At 37.2% G+C, this 17,755-nt stretch carries 23 protein-coding genes; 14 read left to right on the forward strand and 9 right to left on the reverse strand.

The genetic code is table 11. The features are described 5' to 3' along the window. The first annotated feature begins 80 nt into the window (after positions 1 to 80). On the forward strand, positions 81 to 638 hold the full coding sequence (locus P256_RS08455; protein WP_023273271.1) for a TetR/AcrR family transcriptional regulator: 558 nt from the start codon (positions 81 to 83) through the stop codon (positions 636 to 638). Positions 639 to 735: 97 nt separating this feature from the next. Further along, complete coding sequence (locus P256_RS08460) at positions 736 to 1,284, forward strand: YqcI/YcgG family protein (protein WP_023273272.1); 549 nt, start codon at positions 736 to 738, stop codon at positions 1,282 to 1,284. A gap of 54 nt (positions 1,285 to 1,338) precedes the next feature. On the opposite strand, the gene pncA is transcribed toward P256_RS08460, so the two are convergent. Continuing rightward, entirely contained in the window at positions 1,339 to 1,959 is a 621-nt protein-coding gene (gene pncA, locus P256_RS08465; RefSeq protein ID WP_023273273.1) for a bifunctional nicotinamidase/pyrazinamidase, read from the reverse strand. Between the two features lie 316 nt (positions 1,960 to 2,275). Between pncA and dapA the strand changes: the two genes are divergently transcribed. The 4 genes from dapA to P256_RS08485 all read left to right on the forward strand — a co-directional run bounded on the left by dapA (position 2,276) and on the right by P256_RS08485 (position 5,640). Beyond that, the gene (dapA, locus tag P256_RS08470; protein WP_023273274.1) at positions 2,276 to 3,169 is read left to right on the forward strand and encodes a 4-hydroxy-tetrahydrodipicolinate synthase; all 894 of its coding nucleotides are present in this window, start codon (positions 2,276 to 2,278) and stop codon (positions 3,167 to 3,169) included. Positions 3,170 to 3,181: 12 nt separating this feature from the next. Further along, complete coding sequence (locus tag P256_RS08475) at positions 3,182 to 3,793, forward strand: hypothetical protein (RefSeq protein ID WP_023273275.1); 612 nt, start codon at positions 3,182 to 3,184, stop codon at positions 3,791 to 3,793. A 36-nt stretch (positions 3,794 to 3,829) separates the two neighbouring features. After that, entirely contained in the window at positions 3,830 to 4,549 is a 720-nt protein-coding gene (gene purC, locus P256_RS08480) for a phosphoribosylaminoimidazolesuccinocarboxamide synthase (RefSeq protein ID WP_023273276.1), read from the forward strand. Positions 4,550 to 4,740: 191 nt separating this feature from the next. Next, positions 4,741 to 5,640, forward strand: a complete 900-nt coding sequence (locus P256_RS08485) for an alpha/beta hydrolase (RefSeq protein WP_023273277.1) — start codon at positions 4,741 to 4,743, stop codon at positions 5,638 to 5,640. On the opposite strand, the gene P256_RS08490 is transcribed toward P256_RS08485, so the two are convergent. The 3 genes from P256_RS08490 to P256_RS08500 form a co-directional block, all read right to left on the reverse strand. Further along, entirely contained in the window at positions 5,632 to 5,970 is a 339-nt protein-coding gene (locus P256_RS08490) for a tRNA-binding protein (RefSeq protein ID WP_023273278.1), read from the reverse strand. The two genes, P256_RS08485 and P256_RS08490, sit on opposite strands and share 9 nt — an antisense overlap. Positions 5,971 to 5,972: 2 nt before the next feature. After that, positions 5,973 to 7,244 (reverse strand): replication-associated recombination protein A, encoded by a 1,272-nt coding sequence (locus P256_RS08495; protein ID WP_040332023.1) that lies wholly within the window; start codon positions 7,242 to 7,244, stop codon positions 5,973 to 5,975. A 102-nt stretch (positions 7,245 to 7,346) separates the two neighbouring features. Beyond that, positions 7,347 to 7,790 carry a MerR family transcriptional regulator gene (locus P256_RS08500; RefSeq protein WP_023273280.1) on the reverse strand — a complete coding sequence of 148 codons (444 nt, stop codon included), beginning with the start codon at positions 7,788 to 7,790 and terminating at the stop codon, positions 7,347 to 7,349. 70 nt (positions 7,791 to 7,860) lie between these two features. Between P256_RS08500 and P256_RS08505 the strand changes: the two genes are divergently transcribed. Beyond that, positions 7,861 to 8,496, forward strand: a complete 636-nt coding sequence (locus P256_RS08505) for a cation efflux transmembrane domain-containing protein (RefSeq protein ID WP_023273281.1) — start codon at positions 7,861 to 7,863, stop codon at positions 8,494 to 8,496. A 23-nt stretch (positions 8,497 to 8,519) separates the two neighbouring features. On the opposite strand, the gene P256_RS08510 is transcribed toward P256_RS08505, so the two are convergent. Then, on the reverse strand, positions 8,520 to 8,972 hold the full coding sequence (locus tag P256_RS08510; protein WP_023273282.1) for a YcgN family cysteine cluster protein: 453 nt from the start codon (positions 8,970 to 8,972) through the stop codon (positions 8,520 to 8,522). Between the two features lie 251 nt (positions 8,973 to 9,223). Here P256_RS08510 and P256_RS08515 point away from each other — a divergent pair, with 251 nt between their 5' ends. The 7 genes from P256_RS08515 (at position 9,224) to ahr (ending at position 14,068) form a co-directional block, all read left to right on the forward strand. Further along, positions 9,224 to 9,958, forward strand: coding sequence for a dienelactone hydrolase family protein (locus tag P256_RS08515; protein ID WP_023273283.1), 735 nt, complete (start codon positions 9,224 to 9,226; stop codon positions 9,956 to 9,958). 73 nt (positions 9,959 to 10,031) lie between these two features. Further along, positions 10,032 to 10,403, forward strand: a complete 372-nt coding sequence (locus P256_RS08520) for an HIT family protein (RefSeq protein WP_023273284.1) — start codon at positions 10,032 to 10,034, stop codon at positions 10,401 to 10,403. A gap of 92 nt (positions 10,404 to 10,495) precedes the next feature. Further along, on the forward strand, positions 10,496 to 11,554 hold the full coding sequence (gene mutY, locus P256_RS08525; protein WP_023273285.1) for an A/G-specific adenine glycosylase: 1,059 nt from the start codon (positions 10,496 to 10,498) through the stop codon (positions 11,552 to 11,554). Positions 11,555 to 11,562: 8 nt separating this feature from the next. Further along, on the forward strand, positions 11,563 to 12,111 hold the full coding sequence (locus P256_RS08530) for a M23 family metallopeptidase (RefSeq protein WP_040331977.1): 549 nt from the start codon (positions 11,563 to 11,565) through the stop codon (positions 12,109 to 12,111). After that, positions 12,111 to 12,371, forward strand: coding sequence for a hypothetical protein (locus tag P256_RS08535; protein ID WP_023273287.1), 261 nt, complete (start codon positions 12,111 to 12,113; stop codon positions 12,369 to 12,371). The genes P256_RS08530 and P256_RS08535 overlap by 1 nt, the downstream gene beginning before the upstream one ends. An 86-nt stretch (positions 12,372 to 12,457) precedes the next feature. Beyond that, positions 12,458 to 13,015: a DNA-3-methyladenine glycosylase I gene (locus tag P256_RS08540; protein WP_023273288.1), complete on the forward strand. Its 558-nt coding sequence runs from the start codon at positions 12,458 to 12,460 to the stop codon at positions 13,013 to 13,015. A 27-nt stretch (positions 13,016 to 13,042) separates the two neighbouring features. Next, positions 13,043 to 14,068, forward strand: coding sequence for an NADPH-dependent aldehyde reductase Ahr (ahr, locus tag P256_RS08545; protein WP_023273289.1), 1,026 nt, complete (start codon positions 13,043 to 13,045; stop codon positions 14,066 to 14,068). Positions 14,069 to 14,214: 146 nt separating this feature from the next. Here ahr and P256_RS08550 read toward each other — a convergent pair whose 3' ends face one another. The 4 genes from P256_RS08550 to P256_RS08565 form a co-directional block, all read right to left on the reverse strand. Beyond that, positions 14,215 to 14,748: a GNAT family N-acetyltransferase gene (locus P256_RS08550; protein ID WP_023273290.1), complete on the reverse strand. Its 534-nt coding sequence runs from the start codon at positions 14,746 to 14,748 to the stop codon at positions 14,215 to 14,217. A 206-nt stretch (positions 14,749 to 14,954) separates the two neighbouring features. Continuing rightward, on the reverse strand, positions 14,955 to 15,776 hold the full coding sequence (gene dapB, locus P256_RS08555; protein WP_023273291.1) for a 4-hydroxy-tetrahydrodipicolinate reductase: 822 nt from the start codon (positions 15,774 to 15,776) through the stop codon (positions 14,955 to 14,957). Between the two features lie 124 nt (positions 15,777 to 15,900). Beyond that, positions 15,901 to 17,025 carry a molecular chaperone DnaJ gene (dnaJ, locus tag P256_RS08560; RefSeq protein ID WP_023273292.1) on the reverse strand — a complete coding sequence of 375 codons (1,125 nt, stop codon included), beginning with the start codon at positions 17,023 to 17,025 and terminating at the stop codon, positions 15,901 to 15,903. Positions 17,026 to 17,130: 105 nt separating this feature from the next. Continuing rightward, a complete protein-coding gene (locus tag P256_RS08565) occupies positions 17,131 to 17,508 on the reverse strand; it encodes a hypothetical protein (protein WP_023273293.1) in 378 nt (125 codons plus the stop codon). Positions 17,509 to 17,755 lie beyond the last annotated feature (247 nt).

Below are 17,755 nucleotides of genomic sequence, written 5' to 3' on the forward strand. Positions count from 1 at the left end.
ATTAAACAAATCAATACATAACCATGTATACAGACCTGTATATTTTTATGGATAATATTTAAAAGTATGGAGACTTCGTAATGTCTACAAAACAAAAAGATATTCTTTATAAAGCAATTGAACTCTTTAATCAATTTGGTTATACCAGTGTTGGTATTGACCGAATTATTTCTGAGTCTAAAGTTGCAAAAATGACTTTTTATAAATACTTTCCTTCCAAAGATATTCTTATTACAGAATGTTTACGCGAACGAGATCGCCTCATTCGTGCAAGTATTTCTAAAGCTTTAGAAGCAAGTACTGACCCTTACCAACAGTTAAAAATTATATTCGATTGGTTTGAAAATTGGTTTTATCAAGATGACTTTTATGGCTGTATGTTTATCAAAGCACTAGATGAACTACCACACCATACAGCATCCTTAGATGTTGCAAGAGCTTATAAAAATTGGACAACTGATACTTTTAATGAAATTTTAAAAGATATGAAGCTTGTTGAACATAAACGCTTGTCAATTCAGATTTGCTTATTATTGGATGGTGCGATCATTTATGAACAATTATTTAGAAATCATAAAGCAATTTCTTCAGCTTGGAACGTTGCTACGACAATGATAGACCAAGCCCAAAGAGCATAGTTAGTTACAAAAAACATAAAATAAATACAGAACTGTCTACTCAATTAATGTATCATTACAATTATCGAGAACCTTAAATATTTTTTTGAGCAATTGTATGATTTACCAGTCTGAAGATCATTTTATACATGATAGAAGTTGGAAAAATGAAATCATTGAAGATTTACAATCTGTTGCATTGGCAACAGATTTTCCTTGTTCAGTCGCTAAAAAAAATATCACCACAGACCAATTCTTTTATAGCTTTTGTTGTAAGGAACAATTTAAAAATTATCATCAATTTGTTTCTTGTTTACTTCTCTATACAAACTCACTAAAAGACCATTTTGGTAATATTCAATCTCAACAGCCTCTCGTTGTATTTTTTGATAAAAACTTAAATCGTTTTTTTCGTAAGCAACTAAATCAATTGGTTTGGGATGCTTTAGCATACGCACAAACTTCAGATCCAACATCTTGGCAAAAAGAAAAAGAAGCCACTACCTCTGATGAATTTTTTTATTTTAATGATGTTCAACTTTGCTTAAATATTGTTGACTCACCTGTAAAATATTCTAGAGGTGTTTTTGATAAAAACTTAATGCTTATTATTCATCCTAAAAAAAATAATGATACTCGCACAATTAAAATGAAAACAGCGAGCTAATCCTTTATCCCAACAGTAAAAATATAGTAGCCCTATATTTTTACTGTCCTTTTTTTAAATATCTTTGATATGTATCTTTTGAACACCAATATTTAACATATCATTCCATGCTTTTTCCAAAGAACCATTAAGGTCAATTGCTGCAGTTGCATCTTCTATTACATATGTTTTAAAACCAAGTTTTACAGCATCCATTGCTGTCCAAGCCACACAAAAATCCGTTGCTATACCTACAATATAAACTGTATCAATATGACGTGTACTCAAATAGCCTTGCAATCCAGTTGCTGTTTTATGATCAGCTTCTAAAAAGGCAGAATAACTATCAATATTTTTATTAAATCCTTTTCGAATAATCAATTGTGCTGTAGGAACATTTAACTCAGGATTAAAATTGGCATCATACGACCCTTGTATACAGTGTGCTGGCCATAGCACCTGTGTACCATAGTCAAGCTCTATAGTTTCGAAAGGTTGCTTACCTTCATGGTTTTCTACAAATGAAATATGGTCTGCTGTATGCCAATCTTGAGTAAGTACCACACAATCAAACTTTTTCGCTAATATATTTATACTAGGAATAATCTGATCTGCATTTTTAACAGCCAGATTCCCCCCTGGGGTAAAGCCATTTTGCACATCTACAATAATAAGTGCAGCGTTCTCATCTCGCATATTAGAAACCTAGAATCTTCATTTATTTTATTTAACCATAAATAATTATGAGATATTTCGGTAGATATTTTTTCAAATTTTGAACAGGTATATTTTTCTATTTAATAAACAAACGAATATAGTTGAAAAAATAACAAAAAATGACTATAAAGTTTTATAGACTTATTTCAAATGATGTTGTTCTTCACACTATGATCAGTCATAATTTGGATAAGCATTATGCAATGATCAACTTTTTCATTCAATTTTTAAAACGACTTTAACCATCCGCTTTATTGATTAAAATATGGATGACCAAATAGGATATTTTTTTAAAATGACTCAGCTAGCTCAGAATATTCAAGGCTCAATTGTCGCACTCGTCACCCCTATGTTTGAAGATGGCAGCGTAGATTGGAAGGGTCTCGAAAAGCTCGTTGAGTGGCATATTTCTCAAGGTACAAATGCCATTGTTGCTGTCGGTACGACAGGAGAATCATCAACACTAACCATGCAAGAGCATGCCAAAGTCATTAGAGAAGTTATTCGGGTTGCGAATAAACGCATCCCTATTATTGCAGGTACAGGTGCAAACTCAACGCATGAAGCAATAAAACTGACAAAAGAAGCGTATGAGTTTGGTGCAGATGCCGTTCTTTCTGTGACACCATATTATAATAAACCAACTCAAGAAGGTTTATACCAACATTTTAAAGCAATTGCTGAATCTGCAGATATTCCAGTTATTCTTTACAATGTACCAGGACGTACAAGCGTTGACCTAAAGAATGAGACTGTTCTTCGCCTTGCAGATGTTAAAAACATTATCGCAATTAAAGATGCAACAGGCGATATTTCTCGTGGCAAAGAACTTATTGAAAAACTAAATGGAAAAATAGATGTTTTTTCAGGTGATGACGATACTGCTGTCGAACTAATGCTTCTAGGTGGTAAAGGAAATATTTCTGTTACCGCAAATATTGCACCTAATACTGTTAGCCAAATTTGTAAAGTTGCAATTGCAGGCAGTGCCGAAGAAGCGCGTAACCTAAATGAGAAAATTGCAAATCTAAACAATATTTTATTTTGCGAATCAAATCCAATTCCTGTCAAATGGGCCTTATATGAAATGGGACTCATGTCTACAGGTATTCGCCTTCCCCTTACGCCACTTGCAGAAGAGTATAGAACGCCTTTAAATGAGGCACTCAAAGAAGTAGGAATTATTTAAGAGCACAATATTATGCAATTACGTTTAGGTCTAACTCTCATTACACTTTCAGTGCTTACCGCAACAGGTTGTAGTACTTTAAGTACTAAACTTGCTGTAAATAACGGCTCTTTAGACTATAAAAAAGCAACAACTCTTGCTCCACTTCAATACCCTGAAGGTGATCAGGCTAGACCTGCTACACCACTTTATCCTGCGCCAATTATTGATCCTTTAGCATTACAACATGCACCAGATTTTGAAAATCAAAAAGGTAATCGCTTTGCAATGCCTCGCCCGGGTGAAATCGTAAGCAATAGAGCATCTGCAAAACAAGCACTTTATGTTCACCCAGTAGTATTATTAGATGGACAGCAAAATCCTTTACTGAAAGTTAGTGGTAAACCTGATACTATTTGGCAGTATACACTTGCAACGCTTGGTAACTTGAATTACAAGGTCATTGACCAAAGCCGTTCAAATTATGAAGCAACAATTCAAGTGAATGATAGTACATATATCATTAAGCTTTCTGCAGTTGGAAAAGAAAATACACTTGTATTATTTAATCCAGACAATAGCTTCGCTGATTCTACAAAAGCAAAAACGCTTTTAGATCAGATTTCTCAGAATTGGCCAGCCTAAACTTTAAGCATTACTTTTGAAAAACAGGTTTATCCCATGTTAAAACAAACCCTGCTCTATACCGGTAAAGCAAAATCTGTATATGAAACAGATCATCCAGATCATTTAATTTTAGTGTTCCGTGATGATGCTTCAGCATTCAATGGCGAAAAAGTTGCACAACTGGATCGTAAGGGCAAGGTAAATAACCTTTTTAATGCCTTTATTATGGAAAAACTTGCTGAAGCAGGTATCGAAACTCATTTTGAGAAACTGATCAATCCAAGCGAAGTTTTAGTTAAAAAACTAGATATGATCCCTGTAGAATGTGTAATTCGTAACTATGCTGCGGGCTCTTTATGCCGTCGTTTAGGTGTTGAGGAAGGCAAACAACTTACACCACCTACATTTGAACTATTCTTCAAAGATGATGCTTTAGGTGATCCAATGGTCAACGAGTCACAATCTGTGGCTTTGGGTTGGGCGACTGAAGAACAACTTGCTCAAATGAAAGTACTTACATATAAAGTAAATGAAGTACTTACTGCTTTGTTTAATGAAGCTGGCATGATTCTTGTCGACTTCAAACTTGAATTTGGCGTGTTCCATGACCGCATCGTGCTTGGTGATGAATTCTCACCAGATGGTTGCCGTCTATGGGATAAAGAAACAAAGAAAAAATTAGATAAAGACCGTTTCCGTCAAGGACTTGGTGATGTTGTAGAAGCATATGAAGAAGTTGCACACCGTTTAGGCGTAAACTTAGATAGCATCTAATTCCAAACATCATAAAAAACCGAGTGTTATCACTCGGTTTTTTTTACAAGTATAAGTTTATAAAAATAAAGCTTTAATCTACATACAATTACAACCTATAAAAAATTACTCTATTTTTTCAAGCTAAATTAAATACAAATGCATCAAAATTCATTTTAAAACTCATATATCAAGTCAAGTGATTAATATCCATGATAAAAAATTATTTTCTATTTATTTGTGCATTACTCATGACATCAATGTCTATCTCAGCACAGCCAATAAATATTGCACTATGGCCAAATGAACATCTTACCAATGAATCTCTATTTAATACGAATGTTGGAAAACAAGATGCAAAAGCGCCCATGATGGCGTTATATCAACCCACTCAAGAAAATAATAAGCATATTGCAATACTCGTACTTAGTGGTGGTGGCTACGCACATGAAGCTTTGAATAAAGAAGGAACACCTACTGCCAAATGGCTAAAAAAACAAGGGTTTACAGTTTTTGAACTTCTTTATCGCTTACCCAATATTAAAGAAAACTCTGACTCACGTTATGATCCATTTGCAGATGGACAACGTGCTATCCGCATTATTCGTGCAAGTGCAGAAAAATATGGTTATAACGCACATAAAATTGGAGTGCTTGGCTTCTCAGCAGGAGGCCATCTTGCAGGTATTTTAAGCACACGTTGGAATGCACACTTTTATCCAAACCAAGATGTGTTAGATTCAATATCAGCCCGCCCTGACTTTACCGCTCTACTCTACCCTGTTGTTCATATGGAAGCACCCCTCAATACAACACATGCTTACCATAGCTTATTTGGACACAGGTCAAATCCATCTATAGAAGCAGATTTTTCTGTAGATGAACAAGTCAGACCAAACATGCCACCTGTATTTCTTTCACATGCAGAAGATGACCAAACAGCACCAATTCTACATAGCATTTTATTAGAACACGCACTTCAAAAAGCACATGTCCCATATCAATTTTATAGATTTAAAAATGGTGGTCATGGATGGGGACTTGGCAAACAAGGCACAGACACCACGGCATGGCCACATCTATTTTTAGACTGGTTTCAAACGTTACAGTAATTTCGTACCTAGTGCGACATCGCCATCAGGAACACATAGAACTACCTCACCATGTTCATTATGTAGTCCTGTGACTAAACACTCTGACATAAACTTTCCAATTTGTTTTTTTGGAAAGTTTACAACAGCCATAACTTTTTTACCTTTTAAGTTAGATGCATTGTATAAATCAGTAATTTGAGCACTCGACTTACGTATGCCAATTTCATCACCAAAATCGACAACCAACTTATAGGCAGGTCTTCTAGCTTCAGGAAAGTCAATAACATCAATAATTTGACCTACACGCAACTCTACCTTTTCAAAATCACTCCATGTAATTTCTTGCATATTTATTCCTGTTCTTTATTCCAACGGCGTTGTTGTAATTTTTCACCCTCAACTTCTCTTTTATTACGTGCAGAAGTATACAACTTTGTCCCCTGTAACTCAGGTGGAAGGTACTCTTGCGTTACAAAGTGCTCAGGGTAATCGTGAGGATATAAGTATTCAACACCATAACCTTGCTCTTTCATTAAAGTTGTTGGTGCATTTCTTAAATGAAGGGGTACAGCTACATTTGGCGTTTTTTCAGCAAGTGCCATTGCTTTATTGATTGCAAGGTAAGTGCTGTTACTTTTCGCACTGGTTGCAAGATAAACAGCACACTGCCCTAAAAGAATACGGGCTTCAGGCATACCAATGACTTGTACAGACCTAAAACACTCACCTGCAAGTAAAAGTGCATTTGGATTCGAGTTACCTATATCTTCAGAAGCAGCAATCAACATTCTGCGTGCAATAAATAGTGGGTCTTCCCCACCTTTGAGCATACGTGCCATCCAATACAGGGCTGCATCGGGGTCACTTCCTCGAATAGATTTAATAAATGCAGAAACAAGGTCATAATGCTGCTCACCACTTTTGTCATAGCGGGCAATATTTTGCTGTGCAACTTTTACCACCAATGCATTGGTAATATGATTTACATCTTCATCTACATCAAATGTACTGGCAACCAAATCGAGTAAGTTCAATGCTTTTCGCGCATCGCCAGCCGAAAACTGAATCAGTGCTTCAAACTCATCAATAAATAAATGACGTGCTTGTAAAATTTTGTCTGTTGCAATGGCATGATTGAGTAAGTGCGTAATGGCCTTCTCATCCAAAGCATTTAAGGTATAAACCTGACAACGCGACAACAATGCACTATTTACTTCAAATGAAGGGTTCTCAGTCGTTGCACCAACAAGGGTTATTTTTCCTTTTTCGACCGCACCCAACAATGCATCTTGCTGAGACTTATTAAAGCGATGAATTTCATCAATAAATACAACCGCTGCAAGTAAGTCACCACTTTCAGCAATAACTTCTCGTAACTCTTTTACACCTGTATTGAGTGCCGATAAGCTGAGAAATGGACGGTCAACAGCTTGTGCAAGTAAGAGCGCAATTGTTGTTTTTCCAACACCCGGCGGCCCCCAAAAAATAATAGATGGTAAATGACCTTGATCAATCATCTGACGTAAAGGCGCATTTTCACCGAGTAAATGATCTTGCCCAATAATCTCAGATAAGTCACGTGGGCGAATACGCTCAGGTAAAGGAATATGGCTGTCTGTCATCATGAATAATATGTAATCAAATAAAAATTTAAATAAGTATGTGCCACATCATGCCATGCTTTTTTCAAAAAATCGCCATGCACATTACGTGTTCTGTTGGGCTTAATGTAAATCAATCGTTGTTACCTGCCCGAAAGCTTGCTCTTCATCTGAACGTTGCAAGGCCTGAATAATTTGGCACGCTTGAATGGTTTCATCGGAATGGCATGAATTTTTTAATTGTGCCAATTGAGTTTTAAATACTTCAAGTTGTGCAATTTTTTCCTCTACATGCTGCAAATGATCTGTAATGACTTGCTTTACTTCAGCACAGTTATTTAAAGGATGTTGCAATTGTAAGTGCAACGCTTCTATTTCCTTTAAAGACATGCCTAACTCACGACAATGTCGAATAAATGTCAGCCGAGTAAAACTATCTTCATCATAATAACGGTAATTATTTTCAGCACGTTTTGCAGGGGCAATCAATTTTCTCTTTTCATAAAACCGAATCGCATCTGCACTTAGTTTTGTTTTTTTTGCCAACTCACCAATTGTAAATTTCATATTTACCTCTTGACCTTAGAGTTACTCCAAGCTTTCTAATGAGTTTAAATAAGTTCTGGGGGATTTTCAAATGGCTGGATGCGCTTGCAGTCACGACATTCCAAAAAAGTCGTACTCAAAAAAATTTCGCAATGCTTTATGGATTGCACTCGTACTCAATTTAAGCCTGTTTCTTACTGAAGTCATTGGTGGGATGCAATCGGGTTCTGCCGCGCTTTGGGCAGATGCACTCGACTTTGCAGGTGACTCTTTTAATTATATTTTGTCACTTATTGCATTAAGTATGAGCTTATATTGGCGTGCCAATGCAGCATTGCTCAAAGGTGCAATGATGTTGTTATTTGCAGGTCTCGTGGTTGGTAAAGTCGTATGGTCTTATGCCAATGGACAGCCACCTGAAGCCATCACTATGGGGCTAATTGGTGTTTTAGCACTTGGGGCAAATATTATTAGCGCATTAGTCCTTTATACATTTAGAGATGGTGACTCAAACATGCGCTCTGTATGGATTTGTAGCCGTAACGATGCGATTGGTAATGTTGCCGTTTTACTTGCTGCACTGGGTGTATTTGGTACGCAAAGTATTCTTCCCGACTTAATTGTTGCTTTTATTATGGCTGTACTTGGTTTTTCAGGTGGGCTACAAATTATAAAAAAAGCATGGGCAGAACGTCAGCAATCTCATGGACATAAACACGCACACTAATTGATATAAACTAGTACGTTGGGCTATCTTACCCAACGTACAATATATTCATCAATGTCATCATCATTGATGTCTTTTTCCGAAATACAACGTCCTGCAACAGATTTTTTAGCTTGAATAACAGTCTTTCTAGAACCTGTATTTAAATAATGCCATGAAGGTAAGCTTTTCCCCTCATATAAACGGCGATAGGCACAACTCGTCGGTAACCAATATGAAATTTCAGCGATTTTTTGCATTGTAAGTTGAATACAATCAGGTACAAAGTTTTTACGATGGATGTAATCTGAACAATGCCCTGTTGTACAATCTAAAAGCTGACAAGCCACTTTTGTATAAGCCACTTCATCCGTTTCATCATCTTCAAGCTTAATTAAACAACACTGCCCACAACCATCGCACAATGCTTCCCATTCATCTGTATTTAGCGCTGCTAATGGATATTTTTTCCAAAATGATGGACGTAACGAAGCCATCTTTTTCAACCTATTTGGGTGCAACAAAGTACATATTATAACAGTTCAAGAAAGCGAAGATGTATCTCTTATCACAGCCATTTTATTTGCTTTTTAACACATAAAAACATTGACGACTGTCTAGAATCACAACATCATAAGAAGCGAAATATAACAAACGATCGTCTGATTGATCTTTACTTATATTCATATCATTTAAATCAAAAAATTAAGCCTTCCTACAATAATTGGTATCTTTAATAGGGACAAAAATGACTGAAATTATTACACGCGAAATCGAATATTCTGCACATGACGGTAAAAAACTCATTGGCTTCTTTGCGGCACCTGTAACAGATCAGACGGTTGCAGGCATTATTGTTGGGCCTGAATGGTGGGGACGCGATGAATATACAGTTCAACGTACCAAAGACCTTGCAAGAAAAGGCTATGCGGCCTTGGCAATAGACATGTATGGCGATAAAAAAACAACTGATGAAGCAAGCCAAGCACATGCGTGGATGAATGAAACATTTGCTGAACCAAATACACTTGTCAAACGTGCCAATGCTGCACTTGCAACACTTGCAGCACAGCCTGAAGTCAATTCAAACCAACTCGCTGCAATCGGTTTTTGCTTTGGTGGAAAAGTTGTTTTAGAACTTGCTCGAGCAGGTGCACCACTACAAGCGGTTGCCTCATTCCATGGCAACTTACAAACACAGAACCCTGCACAAAAAGGTGTATTTAAAGCCAATACGCTTATCTGTCATGGTAAAGATGACAGCATGGTTAGCCTAGAAGATGTCAATAATATTGCGCAAGAGCTCGATAATGCCGACGTGAAACATCATATTTTGGTATTAGAAAATGCAAAACATGGCTTCATGAATCCATTGGCAGATGAGCGCTCTAAAAAAACAGGGGTAGATGTTGCCTATAACGCACAAGCTGAACAGAAAAGTTTAATTGCCTTAGATAGCCTTTTAAAATCTGCACTAGACTAAAGATAATCCACAAAGTTGATGATATATATTAGAATTTTCATATCATCATTGATATGGCAAAAGGAAACACATCATGTCTACAGAAAACTGTATGTATTGTGACGTGGATGAATACGACATCATCGCAAAGAATGAGTTTGGTATAGTCTTTCCTGAACCTGCTTCTTTATCTAAAGGTCATGTTGTTATTGTTCCTTTACGCCATATCAGTTCTTTCTTCGAAGTAACAGACCAAGAACGTAAAAGCTTAATGTCTTTGCTCGATAAAGCACGTAATGAGCTTGAAATGCGATATAAACCCTCTGGTTATCATATTGGGTTTAATGATGGTGATGTGTTTGCAGAACGCGCAGAACACTTACACATTCATGTGATTCCACGTTACTCAAAACAAGAACTACAACTCGATAAACGTTGGGGTGTACATCAACCTGAACTAGACTAAAACCTAGTTCTAAGCTTCACAAATTGTAAAGTGAACATTCGTTTTTAATTCATTTAGACTTATAATACGCTACTGATAAAAGTAGGGTTAATATGTCACAGTTTTCTTTTTCTCAAGCATTACTTACATGGTTCGATCAATATGGTCGCCATGACTTGCCTTGGCAAGTTTCCGACAACCCATATAAAGTTTGGGTATCTGAAATTATGCTTCAGCAAACACAAGTTAAAACTGTACTGAAATACTTTGATCGTTTTATTGAGCGTTTTCCAACAGTAGTTGCGCTCGGCAATGCATCTTGGGAAGATGTTGCACCCTATTGGGCAGGGCTTGGATACTACGCACGCGCAAGAAACCTACATAAAGCAGCAAACCAAATTGTTCAAATGGGAGGAGAACTCCCTCAAAACTTTGAAGAATGGATCGCACTTCCCGGTATTGGGCGCTCAACTGCAGGTGCACTCATGTCATTGGGATTACGTAAATACGGCGTCATTATGGATGGCAATGTGAAACGTGTACTGGCTCGCTTCTTTGCCATTGAAAATGATCTCAGCAAATCTGTTCATGAAAAAGAAATGTGGGCATTGGCAACCACACTTTGTCCAACAGAGCGCAACCATGATTACACACAAGCAATTATGGATTTAGGCGCAACAGTGTGCACGCCAAAGAAACCTTTATGCTTATACTGTCCAATGCAAGCGCACTGTAAAGCACATCAACAAGGTTTAGAAAACGAGTTACCATTTAAAAAAACCAAAAAGCCTGTACCAATTAAACAAGCAAATGTATTGCTCCTAAAATGCGAAGATACATGGCTATGGTATCAACGTCCTTCTCTTGGGCTATGGGGTGGCCTTTGGAGCTTGCCTATTTATGACCATGAAGTTCAATCAGAATATGAAGCACTTCAACTGCCTTCCTCTCAACTAGAATTCCAAATTAAACATAGCTTTACTCACTTTACATGGTTGCTTGACACACACTGTATCAACATTACACATGATCAAAAGCAACATATAACAGATCAAATTGGTGGAGAGTGGATTAGCTTAGATGAAGCGAAAAAAAGAGGGATTCCTACAGCGATGCAAAAAATTATAAAGCACTATACAATGCTAACACTGGATGAAAAGCACTATTTATAGGATATTCAATCGTGCACCAATTACGTTTTATATTCATACTAATCTATAGCCTTTTTATTTTAAGTGCTTGTCAGCACACGCCGAACAAAACGAAAGTACTTCCTGCTTCTCAAGTACAATATCTAAAACAACTCCCCTTAAGTCCTATACTTCCTATTCCTGTAAAAGGTATACAAAAGCAACAGCTCACTGACACTTGGGGCGTTGCACGTAGTGCAGGAAGACGTCATGAAGGCATAGATATTATGGCTCCACGTGGAACACCTATCACAAGTACCACAGAGGGAATTATTGCAAGCCTACAAAGTAATACTCTCGGTGGAAATGTTGTTTGGATTTTAGGGCCAAGTGGATCATGGCATTATTATGCCCATCTCTTACGCCATAAACGTGGTTTAAGTATCGGAGATGAGATACATATTGGTGATACAATTGGTTATGTCGGTAATAGTGGCAATGCTAAACATACCGCGAGCCATCTACATTATGGTATTTATTTAACAGGCAAAGGACGTGGCGCAACAAACCCCTTCCCTTACTTAAATGGTGATTTTTAATGTCTGACCAACAACTTGAATTTTTAATTGCATTTGCAGAATCAGGTAATCAACAAAAAATAGTATTCCCTCATATTTCATATCAAGGTTGGATTATGGAAATATCTGAGGAAGGCTTAGTGATTAGCACAGGCTTCAATGAAAAAAAGGGCAAAGATATTCTACTCTCTCTAGAAGAACTACAACAAGCAGAGCTCTTTTTTTGGGATCAGAAAACAAGTGAATGGACTGCATTTAAAAATAAATTACAAACGTGTTAACTACTCTGTTTTTTATTTGTAACGCCTAGTTTCTGCCTATCTAAAAAGTGATATTTTAAATATCGCCAACTTATGAATAATCTGAAATGAGTGACTTACCACGATGTCGTTGGTGTTTAGGTGATGCTTTATATATTCACTATCATGATCATGAGTGGGGAAAACCACTTGATAATGAACACCAACTTTTTGAGCTACTCTGCTTAGAAGGCCAACAAGCAGGCCTTTCATGGCTTACTGTACTCAAAAAAAGATCTGCTTATCAAGAACACTTTTTTCAGTTTTCTATTGCAGAAATTGCTCAACTATCAGATCAAGCAATTCTTCATAAATTGGAAGACAAAAGTCTTATTAGACATAAAGGCAAGCTCTTTTCAATTCGAGACAATGCCATTGCATGGCAAAACCTCAATCGTGAAATAGAAAATATTCCTCTATGGCTTTGGTCTTTTGTCGGTGGTGAAACGATCAGAAATAATGTGCTAGATAACACACATATTCCAAGCCAGACGATGGCAAGTCAAAATATGTCAAAAGCACTCAAAAAACATCACTTCAAATTCGTTGGCCCAACCATTTGCTATGCTTTTATGCAAGCATCAGGCATGGTCAATGACCACGAAAATTTGTGTATATTTAAATAAATTTAAAGGCTCAATCTAGGAGAACACATGTCTAATAATACCATCCGAGCTTATGCTGCCAAAGAAGCAGGCGCAGCACTTGAAGCCTATGAATTTGATGCAGGTGAACTACAAGCTCACCAAGTTGAAGTTAAAGTTGAATATTGTGGTTTATGCCATTCAGACATTTCAGTACTCGATAATGACTGGGGTGTTTCATCTTATCCTGTCGTGGCAGGTCATGAAATTATTGGTACCGTTGAACGTCTAGGTTCAGAAGCTAAAGGGCTTAAAGTTGGTCAACGTGTTGGAATTGGTTGGACAGCCGAAAGTTGTGAAGCATGTGACCAATGTATTGGTGGACAACAAGTACTTTGCACAGGTGAGCAAAAGCCAACAATTATTGGTCATGCAGGTGGTTTTGCAGATAAAGTTCGTGCAGGATGGCAGTGGGTTATTCCTTTACCAGAAGAAGTAAACCCTGAAAGTGCAGGCCCACTTTTATGTGGTGGAATTACCGTATTTGACCCTATTTTAAAACATGATATTCAAGCCATTCACCACGTTGGTGTGATTGGTATTGGTGGTCTTGGTCATATTGCCATTAAACTATTAAAAGCTTGGGGTTGTGAAATTACAGCCTTTACATCAAATTTAGATAAAACTGATGAACTCAAAGTAATGGGGGCCGATCATGTTGTCAACAGCCGTGACTCTGAAGCTTTAAAATCTCAAGTTGGCAAATTTGATCTTTTACTCAGCACAGTCAATGTAACCTTAGATTGGTCTAGCTATTTAGCAACTCTTGCACCAAATGGCAGTGTACATCTTCTCGGTATTCCATTAGAACCTATTCCAACACCTGCACCAATGCTTATTAGTGGATCAAAATCAATTAGTGGATCACCAACAGGGTCACCTCTAGCATTACGTCAGTTATTAAAATTTGCTGCACGTAAGAATATTGCACCACAAATTGAATTGTTCCCAATGTCAAAAATTAATGATGCAATTGCACATTTAAAATCGGGTAAAGTTCGTTATCGTGTTGTTTTAAAGTCTGATTTTTCTTAGTATTTGATCTGTTATGCCCTTGTTGAAGGGCATAATAGCTTTAATCTACTCAATAAGTACATCACACATTATCTATAAACGAAGCCATGCCTTTTCTTTCATTTATATATGTAAAACCCACTCTTCCTTGAATAGCAAAGCAAAAGCTATAAAGCCTCTTTAAATGGCATAATATGGTGGATGATTTTATAAATTTGAGCATTATACTTTGAACCAACCAAGTAGCCATTTTTAACACCACCAAGTGATAATGCAATACGCTCACTTGGAATATTATCTTCAGCAACAGTATAGTTAAATTGTTCAATACCAAGCTCTTGTGTTGCCCACTCTATAACAGCTTGTACAGCAGCTTTACCATACCCTTTCCCATGGCAGCGTTCTTTAATCCAGATACCAATACGTGGCGCAGTTGTTAAACGATGCAACCCAACAAGACCCAAAAACTCTTGGCTTTTTCGGTCACGAATGGCAAAGACTATTTCTAAGCCACGCTTACGATTCTCACTCCAACCATTCCAAACTTTTTCAAAGTCTAAAGGTGTTTTGGGTGCTTCCCACGGCATAAATTTTGCTATGCCGGGTGTAATTGCATCAAAAGCTTCGTCAGCATCTGTGAATGAGAATACGCGTAAAATAACTTTATCGGATCTCACTTCTACATTATTTCTTAAAGGCATGGTCTTATAACATCATGTTTCTATGAGGAAGCCTAGCTTAACTTCAAACCATGACAGTTCATTGACCATTTTCTTTCCTTTAAAATAATATAACAATTTACTCATTTTTATATATTTATTTTACAATACATCTCTTTATTATATAAAAACATGAACTATATCTAATCTTATTATAAAAAAGCCTGAACTCAGTTCAGGCTTTTTCTTTAGTTCAAAGATTTTTTCAAATCGAGTACATCTTGCATATCATATTTTTGTGCTTCTTTACTAGCAACCCAAGCTGCAGCACGAACGGCACCCGAAGCAAAGTTCATACGATTTGTTGCTTTATGTGTTACTTCTACACGTTCGCCTTCACCAATAAACATAACCGTATGTTCACCCACAATATCGCCACCACGAATCGTCTCAAAACCAATTGTTTGACGGTCTCTTGGTCCTGTATAGCCTTCACGACCATATACAGCAACATCTTTTAAATTGCGACCAAGCGTATCAGCAACTGCATCTCCCATCATCAGTGCTGTACCCGATGGTGCATCTACTTTATGACGATGATGTGCTTCAATAATTTCGATATCAACTGTGTCGCCAAATACTTTGGCAGCAAGCTCAAGTAGTTTAATAGAAACATTTACACCCACAGAGTAATTAGCAGCATATACAATAGGAATATGCTTTGCTGTCTCTTCAAGAAGTTGTTTTTGTTCTTCTGAAAAACCAGTTGTACCAATCACCATTGCAACACCTGCCTCACGACATAGCTTTAGATGCTGTTCAGTCGCTGCTGGTGCAGTAAAGTCAATAATTACATCAACATCATTAAGTACAGATTCTAACCCACCAACGACCTGAACATTAAGTTTACCAACACCTGCGAGCTCACCAGCATCTGCACCCACAAGCGAACTCTCAGGGCGTTCAACTGCTGCAGCCAAAGTATGACCTGCTTGTTGTACTGCCTGAATTAAGATACGGCCCATACGACCGCCTGCACCTAAAATACCAATACGAGGTGAACTAGACATCTTCTATTCCTAATGATTAACTCTTTTATCGCGTCTAATATAACAAACTAAAATGCTCTGTTTATCTTTAAACATAAAAAAACCTACCATTTACAGGTAGGTTTTTTTAAGATCATTCAATCGATTAATCGAATGTTTCTTTCAAGCGATCAAAGAAAGATTTTTTCTTTTCGCTTGAGTGATGGTCTGTACCATCCATAGAAGCTTGAAGTTCTTTAAGTAAATCACGCTGATGACTTGTTAAATTAACAGGCGTTTCAACGACTATACGGCAAAGTAAATCACCAACCATGCTTGCACGTACTGGACGAACACCCTTGCCACGTAAACGGAAAACTTTTCCATTTTGTGTACCTTCAGGAATTTTCAAGCTTACACGGCTGTCGAGTGTTGGAATTTCAATTTCTTTACCAAGTGCTGCATCTGCAATACTAATAGGTACATCCATATAAAGGTCTGCACCATCACGTTGAAATACTGCATGTTCACGTACAGCAACTTCTACATAGAGATCGCCTGCCTGACCATTACGAATCGCTTCACCTTTACCTGTTAAACGAACGCGGTCGCCATTATCTACACCAGCAGGAATGGTCACTTCTAGAGACTGTTGACGATCTTTTACGCCCGACCCATGACATGTACCACATGGGTTCTTAATAATTTTACCTTGTCCATGACACGTACTACATGTTTGCTGTACAGAGAAAAACCCCTGTTGCATACGTACTTGACCTGCACCATGACATGTTGGACAAGTTTGGACATCATTTGGATTTTGAGAACCTTTACCATCGCAAGTATCACAAGGTGCAGGTGCAGTAAATGTAATGGTTTTTTTAACGCCTGTAACTGCTTCTTCTAGCGAAAGCTCCATCACATAACGAAGATCGGAGCCTTTACGTTGACGTTGTTGACCACGGCCACCACCACCAAATGCACCACCGAAAATATCACCAAACTGGCTAAAAATGTCTTCTGCACTAAAACCGCCGCCACCGAAGCCACCAGCACCGAAACCACCTTCAAACGCATTATGTCCCATACGGTCATACATACTACGTTTTTCGCCATCTGAAAGTACTTCATAAGCTTCGCTAGCTTCTTTGAACTTATCTTCAGCTTCTTCGTTGTCAGGGTTACGGTCAGGGTGATATTTCATCGCCAACTTACGGTAGGCTTTTTTAATTTCATCATCACTTGCGGTTTTAGATACACCTAAAACCTCATAATAATCACGTTTAGCCATGATAGGCGATGCTCCTTACGGAATTTGAAAAAATACGATAACTTTCGAATAGATTGGGTTGTTTAATTATTTTACAAGGGGATATTTGTAGAAAATTTCACATCATTAAAAAACTGCTTTATTTTTAATATACTTAGCTAGCCCTTTAATAAAAGCATTAAGCAGCATCATCCATGCAATAAAGGCAAAAATAACACCAACAACCGTACACCCTTTTACCCATAAAAAGGTATCCCAATAATAAAAATGTAATGGGATGAACCACAACACAGCAAATATCATTGTGGCAACAAATAACATAATACTACGCATAACCCAAAGCGCTTGTGCCTGCATCCATACTTCTACATCTTGTGCTTGTGCAACTTTTGCAGACAAAAGGTAGGCAATTACACCCGTAATGACAGTAAATAAGGCAAAAAACATAAAAACATATGCCCAATTTATTAAACGTCGGTGCTTGAGAATATCGTCTTGCCCCATGTAGTCTAGACCTCTCTCATGACCTCTTGTGATGCCATGGATCATTGCTTGAAATTATCTTTTAAAATTAGCCCACTACTATAATGTAGTTTTGTAAATTTAGCACCTCCAATACCCTAATACTTAGGGATAATTCACAAAACTACTAAACAAAATGTAAGTATTTATGTCATTTATTTAGATGTCTTATAGCAATGCTAATTATAAAAATAAGTCATTTAAATCTTTTCTATTTTTACGTCAATGC

Source organism: Acinetobacter nectaris CIP 110549 (assembly GCF_000488215.1).
Taxonomy (GTDB): Bacteria; Pseudomonadota; Gammaproteobacteria; order Pseudomonadales; family Moraxellaceae; genus Acinetobacter; species Acinetobacter nectaris.

Bases quoted from the DNA above. Each gene is read 5' to 3' on its own strand.
- P256_RS08455 (WP_023273271.1), top strand. From the start codon at position 81: ATGTCTACAAAACAAAAAGATATTCTTTATAAAGCAATTGAACTCTTT.
- P256_RS08460 (WP_023273272.1), top strand. From the start codon at position 736: ATGATTTACCAGTCTGAAGATCATTTTATACATGATAGAAGTTGGAAA.
- pncA (WP_023273273.1), bottom strand. From the start codon at position 1,959: ATGCGAGATGAGAACGCTGCACTTATTATTGTAGATGTGCAAAATGGC.
- dapA (WP_023273274.1), top strand. From the start codon at position 2,276: ATGACTCAGCTAGCTCAGAATATTCAAGGCTCAATTGTCGCACTCGTC.
- P256_RS08475 (WP_023273275.1), top strand. From the start codon at position 3,182: ATGCAATTACGTTTAGGTCTAACTCTCATTACACTTTCAGTGCTTACC.
- purC (WP_023273276.1), top strand. From the start codon at position 3,830: ATGTTAAAACAAACCCTGCTCTATACCGGTAAAGCAAAATCTGTATAT.
- P256_RS08485 (WP_023273277.1), top strand. From the start codon at position 4,741: ATGATAAAAAATTATTTTCTATTTATTTGTGCATTACTCATGACATCA.
- P256_RS08490 (WP_023273278.1), bottom strand. From the start codon at position 5,970: ATGCAAGAAATTACATGGAGTGATTTTGAAAAGGTAGAGTTGCGTGTA.
- P256_RS08495 (WP_040332023.1), bottom strand. From the start codon at position 7,244: ATGACAGACAGCCATATTCCTTTACCTGAGCGTATTCGCCCACGTGAC.
- P256_RS08500 (WP_023273280.1), bottom strand. From the start codon at position 7,790: ATGAAATTTACAATTGGTGAGTTGGCAAAAAAAACAAAACTAAGTGCA.
- P256_RS08505 (WP_023273281.1), top strand. From the start codon at position 7,861: ATGGCTGGATGCGCTTGCAGTCACGACATTCCAAAAAAGTCGTACTCA.
- P256_RS08510 (WP_023273282.1), bottom strand. From the start codon at position 8,972: ATGGCTTCGTTACGTCCATCATTTTGGAAAAAATATCCATTAGCAGCG.
- P256_RS08515 (WP_023273283.1), top strand. From the start codon at position 9,224: ATGACTGAAATTATTACACGCGAAATCGAATATTCTGCACATGACGGT.
- P256_RS08520 (WP_023273284.1), top strand. From the start codon at position 10,032: ATGTCTACAGAAAACTGTATGTATTGTGACGTGGATGAATACGACATC.
- mutY (WP_023273285.1), top strand. From the start codon at position 10,496: ATGTCACAGTTTTCTTTTTCTCAAGCATTACTTACATGGTTCGATCAA.
- P256_RS08535 (WP_023273287.1), top strand. From the start codon at position 12,111: ATGTCTGACCAACAACTTGAATTTTTAATTGCATTTGCAGAATCAGGT.
- P256_RS08540 (WP_023273288.1), top strand. From the start codon at position 12,458: ATGAGTGACTTACCACGATGTCGTTGGTGTTTAGGTGATGCTTTATAT.
- ahr (WP_023273289.1), top strand. From the start codon at position 13,043: ATGTCTAATAATACCATCCGAGCTTATGCTGCCAAAGAAGCAGGCGCA.
- P256_RS08550 (WP_023273290.1), bottom strand. From the start codon at position 14,748: ATGCCTTTAAGAAATAATGTAGAAGTGAGATCCGATAAAGTTATTTTA.
- dapB (WP_023273291.1), bottom strand. From the start codon at position 15,776: ATGTCTAGTTCACCTCGTATTGGTATTTTAGGTGCAGGCGGTCGTATG.
- dnaJ (WP_023273292.1), bottom strand. From the start codon at position 17,025: ATGGCTAAACGTGATTATTATGAGGTTTTAGGTGTATCTAAAACCGCA.
- P256_RS08565 (WP_023273293.1), bottom strand. From the start codon at position 17,508: ATGGGGCAAGACGATATTCTCAAGCACCGACGTTTAATAAATTGGGCA.